The following is a 13,345-nucleotide window of genomic DNA, read 5'->3' on the forward strand; positions in this document are numbered from 1 at the left end:
CATATGATTATGAAATTAAAAGGTTTATGCTTATCTATTTTGATCGTTTTTACGGTAACAAGTATTAACGCTCAGCGATACAACATAGGAATTAGAGCAGGTTTGAATTACTCTAAAATTCTTGGCCCTTCAGAAGAAGGAATGATAGAAGGCCATGGTCTTAACAATGGAATCCACTTTGGACTAACTTATGCATACAAGTTAACAGATAAGTTCGGTGTGAAAACGGAATTAGCTTATTCTTCTGTAGGATCTAAAGATTCGATTATTGGAGATTCTTATTATATCTTCGGAATAGCTGTAGATAATAACGTTCAGAAAGGATATGCGAAAAGAACTTTCGAGCGAACGAATTCATATATCAATATGCCTTTCCATGCATATTACAAACCAAATGATAAGTTTGAAATTTTTGGTGGAATATATGTTGGTTTCTTAATTAACCCAACTTCAGGTGGAACCTTAAAATTTGATGACCAGAGTGATGAAACAAAATTCAGCTTTATCCAATCATTAGATTATAACTACTATTCTGATAAACCACTTACGGACCCAGATTATAGATCTAAAGGAACAGGCGCAATAACTACCATCGTAGGTGATAATACCTATCAAATGCCTCAAGTAGCAGGAGCTTACTACCAGTTCACGAATAAAGATGGTGGATTGTACAAGTGGTTCGATGCAGGTCTTTCTGGTGGAGTTTCTTACTACATCAATAAAAGTTTCTTTGCAAGTGTAAGAGTCGACTATGGATTAATGGATATCACGAGAAAAGCAATGGATGTTTCTTATAAAGAACTGAATGGATCAGAATACATCTTGCGTGATGATTATGATCAAAACTTATCTTTCCAGTTTTCGGTAGGGTTTAAATTCTAGACTAGAATCAAGATTAAAAGAAAAGAGATGATCAACGATCATCTCTTGAAGTTTATAAACTTAATAAACTTTAGGACTTTTTTCTCTTTCAAAGAATAGCATCCCTAAGACTTTGTGCAAATTTATACAATTATTCTTAATTGCTATGAAAATGCAGCTTTATTTTCCTTGTTTCTCTATCAATTAAGAACAAAAACAATGTTTGTGGTTATCTTCCTTTAATTTTCTTCTTAAAAATTGGATTTCGAAAGAAGTTCTGATCTTAGCTTAATTACATATAATCAGAGGAACGAATATGACACATCTTCATATTAAACCACATTTATTCTAGAATTAACAGCGATAAGTATACTTTTGTTCATCATTTAATAAACCTAACACCCACATGTATTTTAAACTACTTTGGTTATCCATAGTATTAAGCTTTATTTGTTGCAAGTCAGAAGTTAAAGAAAACACAATTTCCATTTCGGAAGAATCTCCATGGCCTATTACGCAAGACGAAGTTAGTGATCTCTCTAAAGCATATGACCAATGCATACCGCTCAAGAAAAGCATGATACCTGGGCGATTCGCAGTTGAAAAAGATGGTTATTGGAGTATTGTGGATGAGAAGAATCAGCTATATTTCCCATTTGAGTATGATACGATAATATATAATTCTAGTCTTTTTGCATTAAAGAAAGGTCTAGAATATGAAGTCTACGATACTTCTAGAAACTTTATAATGGCCATCAAAGGGAAAGAGCTTAGGCCAGTTATGTCTAACTTTTTTGCAAGTGTGAAGAATGAAAAGTTAGCTTTGTTTAATCCGAATGGGTTTATGATCAGAGATTACGAATTTGATAATTTATCAGGACCGATCGATGAATCATACTTTCTTGGTTTTAAGAATGGAAGTTGGGCCGCATATGACTTAATCGGCGAAGAACTTGATTCTAATGCAAGAGCGACGTCAGCAGTTAAGTTTTTGACGGAATATAAAGTTGGATTAAAATCTTATGGTCCCCTTCAGATCGGAATGAATAAAACGCAGATAGAGTCTGTTCTTGGATTTAATTTAACAGAGCTCTATAAAGGAGAGACCTGTTCTATATATAGCTTAGGGAATGATTTTCTTGATGTCCAATTAATGATTAATAGTACGGTAGGAAAAGCATTATTAGAGCGAATATACATTAAGACTCATGGAATTGCGACTAAGTCAGGAATTGGTATTGGATCGCTTAAAGAAGATGTATTGGATGCATATGGTGTTAAAATAGAAGAGATGCCTAATAAATACGATACCCTTGCACAGGATTTATTTTATGTTCCTTCAGATCGAAAAGACAGGAATTATCGACTGAATTTTCTTTATAAAAATGGAAAAATTGACGCTTACAGTATTGGTCGTTTGCCGAGTATCGAATATGTAGAAGGATGCTTTTAGTATCTTTTAGGCTAGTAGGCCAAAGTGCTTAGGATGCAACTTCTGGTTTGGCAACTCCATCTGCGTCGGTATTTTTAGTAGCTGACTTAGTGAAGTACCTCCGATAAAACAATAAGATACCAATTACACCAACAGAAATAGAGGCGTCCGCTATATTGAAAACAAATCGGAAAAACTTAACGATCTGACCGCCCCATAAAGGTGACCATTCAGGCATTCTGAATTCGAACAAAGGGAAGTAGAGCATATCTACCACTTTACCAAAGAAAAACTTAGCGTATCCTCCTCCTTCAGGGAACATTTCAGCGATGTTTTGCCCATGTTGCATGGATTCTGAGAAAATCACTCCGTAAAACATACTGTCGATAATATTTCCTATTGCACCAGCGATAATCAGCGAAAAGAAAACTAAGAAACCTAGTGGTTCTTTGGATTGGATCATTTTCTTGATCATATAGATTAAGAAACTCACCATAAATATTCTAAAAATACTTAGCGCCAGCTTTCCCGCATCACCGCCATATTTCAAGCCAAAAGCTGCTCCTTCATTTTCTACAAAATGGATCTGCGCCCAGTTGAGCCCTAGAATACCAAAGGTCTCGCCATAGAACATGTTGGTTTTTACCCATATTTTTAAAATCTGATCAAGGATTAAAACGGCAATAATAACGAGAATTACAATGGTAGTTTTCTTCAATTTGTTGAATTTTCAGTGGACAAAAATATAAGTTATAACGGAATTTTTTATTATTTAATTTAAAATCTACCTTTGTGCTCGATTTTGTCGAGGTAAAATTTCCTGCAAAAGTTTAAAATCATAAAATCAAATTTCATGAAAAGTCTTCACAACAGAGTGAATAAGGAGTTGTTGAAAAAGCAACTTCAAGAAAGCAATGAAGAAAGATTAACGCTTTCATTTTATCATTATTATCACATCGCGAATCCTAATTTCTTCCGAAATCATTTATTCGTTATTTTCCAGAAGGTAGGAGTGCTAGGTCGGATCTATGTCGCTAAAGAAGGAATTAATGCTCAGATATCAATTCCAGCGGCTAGAAAGGATGAATTCAAGGAAACCCTAGATCAGATTATCTTCTTGAGAAATTTAAGACTTAACTACGCCATCGAAGATGATGGAAAGTCATTTTTCAAATTGACCATCAAAGCAAAAAATAAGATTCTAGCAGATGGTTTAGCTGACGATGCATTCGATGTAACGAAAAAAGGTGTTCATGTAGATGCAGCGAAATTTAATGAGCTGGCGTCTAGTGATAAAACAGTCGTTTTAGATATGCGGAATCACTATGAATCTGAAGTAGGTCACTTTGAAAATGCAATTACTCCAGATGTAGAAACATTCCGTGAATCTCTACCGATTATCGAGGAAATGTTAGAAGATAAAAAGGATCACAACCTGCTCATGTACTGTACTGGTGGTATAAGATGTGAAAAGGCAAGTGCTTATTATAAGTCTAAGGGATTCGAAAATGTTTTTCAGTTAGAAGGAGGAATTATAGAATATGCGCGGCAAGTGAAAAATAAAAACCTAGAAAATAAGTTTATAGGTAAGAACTTTGTTTTTGATGAACGTATGGGCGAGCGAATTAGTGAAGATGTGATAGCGAAATGTCACCAGTGTGGCAATGATTGCGACGTTCATGTGAATTGCGCCAATGATGCATGTCATATTTTATTCATCCAATGTGATGAATGTGGGAAAAGATATGAAGGATGTTGCTCAATTAAATGCAAAGATTTTATAAATTTGCAGGAAGATGAGCGTAATGCTTTGAAGACTACAATCAAATTTAATGGGACAAAATTTGGAAAAGGACGGTTTCAGTCTGATCTGAAAGATGAACCATTAGAAATATAAGAAAACTATTTAGAATAGACTAAGCAGATTAGCTCTAAACTAGGAACCGTGGCATAAGATGACGAAACCGATAGCGACTTTATTCTTTACAATTGTACTGCTATGCAATATGCTCAGTGCACAGTGCAATTTACCAGATCCGGATAAAGGGCTGATTATTACAAAGTCAACTTTTCTTTGTGGTGACATCTTGGACGGTTATACGGGTAAACTTCCAGATACTGAATCACCTGTTGTAGGACAACCAGCATCGTTATGCGAAGGTTTTCCGGGTGGTGGAGGAAAAGCAGATAATGTACTTTGGTTTTCATTTATCGCGACTTCATTTCAGTTTGATATTGATATTTTTTATTCTAACTGTGGCGCCGATCCCAATGCTAATATTCAAGTTGGGGTTTACGGTGATACTGAATTTAATGAAAAGGTAGTCTGTAATTCATTCCCTAATGCAAGCCCAGCTAATTTATGGACAGATGCTGCAATACCAGGAAAAGTCTACTATTTATATATAGATGGATATGAAACGCCAGGATTAACCTCTACATGCGATTTTAGAATAGAAGTAAATTCCGGAATAAATACTACACCATATATATTTGACTGGAAGGATGATGTTTCAGGGATAAGTACTGAAGAAGATGGAATTGTAATTCAAGATAACCACAACGTTTGTTCTGGAAATAATATCATTTATAATTATCAAGCTCCTACTTGTGAAGCAAAAGCTGGTGCATTTCCACTCGATAGCTTTAGCAATTTGGATTTATACTGTTATGAATGGACCATTGAACCTGCGGGAAGTGGTGTTATTCTTGGAGATCCCAATGCAAGAGAAATAGACGTTGATTGGCAAGTGCCAGGAGACTATGTGCTTTCAGTTGAAATTTTTCCTCATGATGACATCGAGATGTGTTCTCCTTCTTTGTGCTTGGATGCATCACCGATCAATGTATTTTCTAGAGATATAACACAAATGACAGCGGATACAATCTATGTGTGTTCACACGAACCATATCCGTATTGCGGTGAGTTGATTGCTGAAACGACAACCATCACATGTATTGAAAATACAGCAAATTGTATAGAAGTCGTGCAGCCGTTTAAGTTATTAGAAAACGATACGGTTGATTATGGGACATTTGTAAATTGTGGGTCTGAAGGTTGCTTCGAACTATTCGGGATAGAGTATTGCACGCCAGGAGAATATTTAAGACCAGATAAAGATGTTTGTAACATTTTTCACAAATTTATCATAGAAGGATTTAACATAGATATAGACTTACCTACCACCGTATCATTAGATTGTGATACAGATGATCTACTTATATCTCCTGAGGTTTCTACGAATTACACAGGAAATGTAACCTATGAATGGAGAAGTAATGGAGTAGTTATAGGTAATGATATCAACTTAAGTGTGTCGGAAACTGGAGCATATGAATTCAAAGTGATTTTTCCTGATCTAGAATCGGTATGTGAAGGTACAGCTGTTCTAAATGTAGTGGAAAGTATGGGTGCACCGAAATTTGACCTTAATATTCCAGTCATTTCATGCTTGAATCCTATTGGAATGGTTGAATTTGTGGAGATAGACCCAATTGCCAGCTTAATGTGGGAAGGCGCTAATGGATTCGTTAATACCAATCCAAGTTTTACTTTAAATCAAGGAGGAACGTTTACGTTATCCATCATTGGTGAAAATGGCTGTGTTAATGACACCACTTTTACAGTGCTAGAAGATAAAAATAAACCGCTTATAGAATTAACTTACGGTAAGTTGACTTGTTTAGAAGAAACAACAACCGCATCATTTATTTCAGACTTGCCAGTTAATAATGCGAATTGGATTAAGCCGAATGGACTTGTAGTCGCAGCGGATGAACTACAGATCGCATTGCCTGGAGACTATGAAGTTTCTGTTATCGCGAATAATGGGTGTGTAACGAGAGTACCATTTACAGTTGAAGAAAATAAAGATATGCCGACTGCTAATGCAGGAGATGATCAAATGTGGCAATGTAATACGAAAGAACTATCTATTGATGGAGTAGTGTCTAGCGGGCCTTTAGATATAGAATGGACTTTTGTAGAAAAAGGAATTATTAACACACCTCCACATCTGAAAAGCATTGTCGTGGGTTCTGAAGGGACTTATATATTAAATGTGATTAATAGCGAGAGTGGATGTGAAACCAGTGATTCTATGAATGTATTCAGGAATGAAAATGTTCCAGATTCAATGGAAGTCGTGAAAATTGACCCTTCCTGCTTCGAAACAGAGGATGGTTTAATCCAAGTGATTAATGTAGAAGGAGGAACAGCGCCATTTAAGTATTTTTTAAACGGTATTCAGGCGGAAGATGACTTTATGGATAACCTGACCGCTGGTTTATATGAAGTAATGGTTCTAGATAGTTTCGATTGCCAGCTAGTTGTAGAAATAGAAGTAGAGCAGCAACCTGAGATCATTTTTGAAATGCCTGATTATGTTACGATAGGATACAATGAATTGTACACTTTCGTTGCAAGTCATAATACACCATTTGACGAAATCCAAAGCGTGAATTGGTTTGATGCTAATGGTAACTTAATTGGTGAATCTGATACCCTTTATTTTAAGACAATAGATGACACGACCATAAGTCTAGAAGTAACGAATATTAATGGATGTTCTAATACAAGATCTATCCCTGTAGAAGTGGACATCGATGTTCCAGTTTTTGCTCCAAATATTTTTTCTCCTAATGATGATGGTGTTAATGACCGATTTACCTTATATGCTAGAGATGAATACCCGACTAAGATTAATAGCCTTGCTATTTTTAATAGATGGGGAGAGCAGGTATTTCTTGTTCAAAATCTAGGAATGGGTGATGAGGAAAACGGATGGGACGGCCGCAAAGATGGCCAGGCGCTTAATAATGCAGTGTTTACATATGCTGCAGTAGTTGAACTGATAGATGGTACGACTAAGCTTGTTCGAGGAGAAGTTACCCTCTTAAGATAGAATACTTCTCGCAAATTCTATGATGTTAGCGCTTTAAGCGATGATATCAGTGATGGTTGAAGAATTCTAGCATAGCCAAAGTGCTTCCAGATCGAAACTGCTGTCGGATTGAACGACCTCCTTATTAGCCTTTCTTCTGCTTCAATGTGTCACTATCGTGGTTAAAATACAATAGGCCAAGTCCTATATTACAGTACCATTGATTTTCTGATTAGGAAATTTGCTAGAAACTCCTAATCTTGTGAAGAAATTATAGTTAAGTATTTTGGATATTTCTTTTGAGAAAATAGGGTTGGTATTCTTTTTTGTTTGCTTTTCAATGGTAATGAAAGCACAGGAAATTCCTAAGATTATTCCATTCTCTCCAGTTGATTATAATGCCGTAAATCAGAATTGGTCCATTACAGAAGGATGCGACGGTAATATATATGTTGCTAATTCAGGAGGTGTTCTTGTTTATAATGGGATGAAATGGACATTGATCAAGCTTCCACAAAATAGAGGATCACGTTCCGTTTTTTTAGGTAAAGATTGCAAGGTGTATGCTTCTGGATATGAGACTTTCGGAAGGGTTGAAGAAAACTATATTCCTATTGCAGATACGATACTCATCAATACAGATCAAGAATACTGGAATATATTCGGTGATACCTCTAAGCTTTTCTTCCAATCTTTTTCTGAGGTCTATGAATATGACTATGAAAAATTAGTCAAAGTCGAATCTCCTGGAAATATTATGTTTGGAAAAACAGTAGATGGTCAATTTCTACTCCCTAAGATCGAATCAGGGATATATGAAATTACGAATGCTGGTGGAAACTCAGTAATCAGTGAAGTCCTGTCAGAAAATGAGCTTCCAGAAGGCTCTAAAGTGGTGGGGATGTGCGAAGGAGGAATTTTCGCTACCCAGAATAGTGGATTATTTAGGAAGTCAGTGAAGGGTTTTATTCCGATTAAATCGGAGTTGAACAACCTGCTCCAAAAAGAACAAATCAATAGCCTTATAAAAACTATGAACGGCTACTTCGTTATAGGAACAATTCTGAATGGTGTTTATATCTCTGAAGATTTAATGTCGATTAAGTATCATATCAATAAGTCCAACGGATTATCTAATAACACGATTCTTAGTCTGTTCGAGGATACGCACGGGAATCTTTGGTGTGGTTTAGATAAAGGCATTGATCTAATAAAGCTCAATACGGATTTAACTTATTTGTATGATAAGAATGGGCAGCTGGGTTCCGTTTTTACCTCTATTATTCATAACAACACGCTTTACCTAGGAACAAACCAAGGGGTCTACATTCAGAATAAGGATGGAAGTTTCCAGATTATAGACGGTTCCCAAGGGCAAGTTTGGTCTTTATTGGAAATAGATGGAGACTTAATCTGTGGTCATAATCGGGGTACCTATTTGATCACCAGAAATTCCTTCGAGCAGATTTCTGATATTACAGGTGGATGGTGCATGAAAGCCATTAGTGATAATGTATTTTTGGAATCATCTTACACAGGACTCGTTTTATTTAAAAAGGTGAAAGGAGAATGGACTTCAGGCACTAGGATTAGAAATGGAGATATATTAATTGAAAATTTCGAAATTGTAAATAATACCCTTTTTGGATATCATCCACATTATGGTATTCAACGGATTATGCTTGAAGATAACCTAACGGAAGTTCTTGAAAGTGTAGTGATTGACTCTATAACAGTAAGCGATCCCGTCTTTATCAGAACAGAGGAAGGCGTTGCGGTAAGTGATGACGGTCGAAAATACTTTATCAATGAAAATGGTGTTAAGTCAGAGGAGTTTCCAGAAGAAGCCATTTTTAAAAACGACGACCTTGCCATTTATAAATACGTAAAAGCAGTTAATGAGGTGCTGTCCGAAGAACAAATCAGCAATATTAGATACAATAAACCACAGGGCGTAAGGGATTATTTTATAGTAGGTTCTAATGACGGATATATTAAGATCCCCTATGATTATAACACATCAGCAAAAGATAAAATTGAATTAGACTATTTGATGGTTAATGATTCCATGTTAGATGTTAATGATCATCAGGCATTAAAATTTGATCCTTCAGAGAATGATGTGAGTTTTCAGTTTAGATCTAATTTTCTAGATCCCCAGAATATTTTAATGACTTATAATCTAGAAGGTTGGGACGAAACATGGTATAATTTACCAAAGAATGGATATGTGAAATTTAATAATCTTCAAGACGGTTCTTATACCCTGAGATTGTCTAATGGCAATGAAGTTGCTAAGTTCGAAATCAAACCGCATTGGTATGAATCGTGGCCTGGATTAATCTTGTATTTCGTTTTAGGAGGGCTCGTAGTCTATTTTTTTAATAGAAGGCAGCAATTACACCTTATCAAACAAAGAGAGAAATTACAGAAAGAAAAGGAGAAAGAACTAGAGTCGGAAAGAATAAAAGCTAAAAATGCAGAACTGGAAAATGATGTGATTTACAAGAACAAGATGCTTGCTAACAGCACAATGACACTTGTCCAAAAAAATAAAATGTTGATCGATCTAAAAGCGACACTTGCAAAGGAAATGAAAAGCACTTCTGCCGATAAAAGAAGACAGGTATTGCACCTGATCGAAAAAAGTATTAATAGTGATGACGATTGGGAATTGTTTGAAAGTACATTTGCGGAAGTTCATGAAGATTTCTTAGAAAAACTGAAACAGCAACATCCAAGTATTACAAATGGTGAATTAAGACTTGCCGCATATATTAGGATGGATCTTTCTTCTAAGGAAATCGCACCGTTGATGAATATCTCTGTTAGATCTATCGAAAATAAACGCTATCGATTGCGAAAAAAGTTGGGTGTGGAAGATAGTTTGAAAGGATATCTCCAAGAAATTTAGGCGTTTCTCACATTAAATTATTTCGAACCTAATTCAGTACTACTAAATCCACAATACTTCAATTGTTTTGTTAACCATAATGATTCGAAATGTCTGAATATTGGGCTTTTGCAAGATTTCAGGAAAGTCATTTATCAGACTTTCATATTATAATAAAATATATATGATGAGTTTTTTGTGAGTTATTTAAAACAAACATAAATAAGCTCTCATTCGTTATAACCGTATATTTGAATGAGTTTTACTTGAGACTCAAACATAACTGTCGAAAAAATATATCTATGCACTACTTAAAGAAATTTCTGTTTGCTTTCATTTGCATGACTTTGTCATCCAGTATTTTTGCTCAATCTAGCAATTACAAAGGCACAGTTACAGCAAGTGATTTAGATGAACCCCTTTTCGGTGTTTCTGTTTTAATAAAGAATACAGGAAATGGAACACTGACTGACTTAGATGGAATATTTGAATTAGAAGCGAATTCAGGTGATACTCTTGTCCTTTCGTATATCGGATACAAAACGCAAGAAATTGCACTTTCTACCCAAACCCAATTAGAAATTGTTCTAGGACCAGATAATGAAGTGCTAGATGAGGTAGTCGTGATAGGTTACGGAACCATTAAAAAATCAGACCTCACGGGTTCCGTTGCTAAAGTTACGTCAAAAGAAATTACTAAAGTACCTTCTAGTAATGCTATTCAAGCATTGCAAGGTAAAGTCGCTGGCCTACAAATTCTGAGTACAAGTGGAGACCCAGGAGCAAATCCAGTTGTAAGGCTAAGAGGGATTACCACCCTGAATGATAACAATCCGATCGCCGTTATAGATGGAGTTATCACGGATGTGAGCGCAATCTCTTTATTGAATAGTAGCGATATAGAATCTGTAGAAGTATTGAAAGATGCGTCCGCCACTGCCATTTATGGTTCGAGAGGTGCCGCTGGAGTCATCATCGTCACCACAAAAACGGGGCAATCAGGAAAAAACAAAATCAGTTTTTCCATCGAGCAATCGATTGAATCAATTTCGAATGAGATAGAGGTGATGAATGGCCGAGAATTCGCAACTTATATTAATCAGATAGAGCCAGGAACTTATAACAATCTAGATGTCCTACCTGATGTGAACTGGTTAGATCACATCATCAATAATAATGCACCGATCACGAATGCGAATATGTCGATCAGTGGTGGATCTGAAAATTCAACTTTCTACTTCGGACTGGGTTACTTCGGTCAGCAAGGTATTCTTGATAAGTCAGCGTTAGATCGATTAACAGCAAAGCTGAATTCTCAATACAATCTCTCTAGAAATATCAATGTTGGTCTTAACCTTTCGATGCTAGTTAGTGATAAAGAAAATTCTCCCGGAGTGATAAATACGGCACTGAGAGCTTGGCCGATTAATGAACCGTTCTTGGAAGACGGAGTAACCTTTGCAGATGTAACAGGCGGAAATGCTTTAGCAGCGATCGAATATTCGAATAGCAATTCGAATAGCCTCCGAAGCTTGGGTAATTTATATGCCAATTTTACTTTTCTAAACAACTTCACCTTTAAGTCTAGTTTGCAGTTTGACTTTAATGCTGGAAAGACGAAATCTTTCGTGCCTCAATATTTTGTAGGGCCTTTGCAGCAGAATGAAGTGAATGACTTGAGTTACTCTAATAGCAACTCTACAGATCTCATTTTCGAAAACACCTTAAGTTATAATAATGAAGTCGGCAGACACCGATTTGCTGGTGTAGTAGGATATTCTACACAAGATCGCAGGAATGAATTCATAGCGGGAAATACGGAAGGATTGATCAGAGAAGATCCATTATTCTGGTATCTAGATGCTGGTCAGAATGAATTCGAGAATGTGAGCAATAATGCGGGAAGATCAACGATCATTTCCTACTTAGGAAGAGTGAATTATTCATTCGATAGTCGTTACTTATTTACGGCGTCCTTAAGAAGAGATGGATCATCTAATTTTGGAAAGAACAATCTTTATGGTTACTTCCCAAGTGTGGCACTTGGATGGAATGTATCGAATGAAGGCTTTTTTAATAGCGACCTGATCAATAAGTTGAAAATAAGAGGAAGTGTAGGTGGAATTGGAAATGAAAAGATACCTGGAAGTGCACAGTATGCTTTGATAAGAGGTGGAACAGATGCCGTGTTCGGAGAAGATGAAAGTATCTATCCAGGAGCTACCTTCGATGGTGGTGGAAATCCAGATTTAAAATGGGAGAATACTTATCAAGCTAATGTTGGTTTCGAATTAGGAATCATGCAGGATAAGTTGACCGTGGAAATGGATTACTATTATAAGAATACAACGGATATCTTAGTTCCATTAGAACCAGCAGGGTACTTAGGAATAGGAGCCTTTAGATCTATCTTTTTCAATGCTGCTAATGTTACCAACAAAGGTCTAGAGTGGAACGCGAGATATAGAGATAATATCGGTGACTTTTCTTATTCAGTTGGAGTACTTGGAACAACGATAAAGAATGAAGTGACCAATATCGGTCAAGGATTCGGAGCAGATTCATTGCTGATAGGTGGTGATCTCGGTAATGGACAACGAGTTTCACGTTCTTCCGTAGGAAACCCGATCGGTTATTTCTATGGTTATGAAGTGGAAGGTGTTTTTCAGAATCAAGCAGAAGTGGAAAACAGTCCAAGCTTATTTGGCCAGAAGCCGGGAGATCTTAAATACAAAGATATAAATGGTGATGGAGTATTAGATGGTAATGATCGAACCATTATCGGTAATTCAATCCCTGATTTCGTATATGGTTTCAATGCTCAAGTTGGATATAAGACCATTACTTTATCCGCGGATTTCCAAGGACAGGCGGGTAACTACATTTACAATGGGAAACAAGCCATTCGATTTACGACTCTGAATTATGAAGCGAGATACAATGACTATTGGGATGGGGAAGGATCTACAAATGAAAATTTCAGACCATCATTGGGAGGTGCAAATTTCCAACCATCCTCTTATTTCGTAGAAGATGGTTCTTACCTGAGATTAAGATCCTTGACGTTGAATTATGCAATTCCTAATGGAATATTGAACAAGATGCGATTTTCCGGTGCCAATGTTTATGTAAGGGGGACGAATATATTTACACTGACTAAGTACAGTGGCTTCTCTCCTGAAATAGGAGCCTCGAATGCCATTAATGGAGCAATAGATACGGGTGTCTATCCGATTACAAGAGTATTTTCTGTAGGGTTAAATGCAAATTTTTAAA

The 13,345-nt window shown here is 36.3% G+C and carries 7 protein-coding genes; 6 read left to right on the forward strand and 1 reads right to left on the reverse strand.

Going from position 1 to position 13,345, the window contains the following annotated elements:
* Positions 1 to 9 precede the first annotated feature (9 nt).
* Positions 10 to 882, forward strand: coding sequence for an outer membrane beta-barrel protein (locus tag L2586_RS18785; RefSeq protein WP_235294487.1), 873 nt, complete (start codon positions 10 to 12; stop codon positions 880 to 882).
* Between the two features lie 385 nt (positions 883 to 1,267).
* Positions 1,268 to 2,314 (forward strand): hypothetical protein, encoded by a 1,047-nt coding sequence (locus tag L2586_RS18790; protein ID WP_235294488.1) that lies wholly within the window; start codon positions 1,268 to 1,270, stop codon positions 2,312 to 2,314.
* Positions 2,315 to 2,342: 28 nt separating this feature from the next.
* On the opposite strand, the gene L2586_RS18795 is transcribed toward L2586_RS18790, so the two are convergent.
* Positions 2,343 to 3,011: a lipoprotein signal peptidase gene (locus L2586_RS18795; RefSeq protein WP_235294489.1), complete on the reverse strand. Its 669-nt coding sequence runs from the start codon at positions 3,009 to 3,011 to the stop codon at positions 2,343 to 2,345.
* A 135-nt stretch (positions 3,012 to 3,146) separates the two neighbouring features.
* Between L2586_RS18795 and trhO the strand changes: the two genes are divergently transcribed.
* From trhO to L2586_RS18815, 4 genes are all read left to right on the forward strand, one after another.
* The gene (gene trhO, locus L2586_RS18800) at positions 3,147 to 4,190 is read left to right on the forward strand and encodes an oxygen-dependent tRNA uridine(34) hydroxylase TrhO (RefSeq protein ID WP_235294490.1); all 1,044 of its coding nucleotides are present in this window, start codon (positions 3,147 to 3,149) and stop codon (positions 4,188 to 4,190) included.
* Positions 4,191 to 4,248: 58 nt separating this feature from the next.
* The gene (locus L2586_RS18805) at positions 4,249 to 7,197 is read left to right on the forward strand and encodes a gliding motility-associated C-terminal domain-containing protein (RefSeq protein ID WP_235294491.1); all 2,949 of its coding nucleotides are present in this window, start codon (positions 4,249 to 4,251) and stop codon (positions 7,195 to 7,197) included.
* A gap of 325 nt (positions 7,198 to 7,522) precedes the next feature.
* The gene (locus tag L2586_RS18810) at positions 7,523 to 10,090 is read left to right on the forward strand and encodes a helix-turn-helix and ligand-binding sensor domain-containing protein (RefSeq protein ID WP_235294492.1); all 2,568 of its coding nucleotides are present in this window, start codon (positions 7,523 to 7,525) and stop codon (positions 10,088 to 10,090) included.
* A gap of 281 nt (positions 10,091 to 10,371) precedes the next feature.
* A complete protein-coding gene (locus tag L2586_RS18815; protein ID WP_235294493.1) occupies positions 10,372 to 13,344 on the forward strand; it encodes a SusC/RagA family TonB-linked outer membrane protein in 2,973 nt (990 codons plus the stop codon).
* Position 13,345: the final 1 nt, after the last annotated feature.

The sequence above is a fragment of the Portibacter lacus genome (genome assembly GCF_021533215.1).
In the GTDB taxonomy this organism is placed as follows: Bacteria; Bacteroidota; Bacteroidia; order Chitinophagales; family Saprospiraceae; genus Portibacter; species Portibacter lacus.

Coding starts and splice junctions, on each gene's coding strand:
- L2586_RS18785 (WP_235294487.1), top strand. CDS start 10: ATGAAATTAAAAGGTTTATGCTTATCTATTTTGATCGTTTTTACGGTA.
- L2586_RS18790 (WP_235294488.1), top strand. CDS start 1,268: ATGTATTTTAAACTACTTTGGTTATCCATAGTATTAAGCTTTATTTGT.
- trhO (WP_235294490.1), top strand. CDS start 3,147: ATGAAAAGTCTTCACAACAGAGTGAATAAGGAGTTGTTGAAAAAGCAA.
- L2586_RS18805 (WP_235294491.1), top strand. CDS start 4,249: ATGACGAAACCGATAGCGACTTTATTCTTTACAATTGTACTGCTATGC.
- L2586_RS18810 (WP_235294492.1), top strand. CDS start 7,523: ATGAAAGCACAGGAAATTCCTAAGATTATTCCATTCTCTCCAGTTGAT.
- L2586_RS18815 (WP_235294493.1), top strand. CDS start 10,372: ATGCACTACTTAAAGAAATTTCTGTTTGCTTTCATTTGCATGACTTTG.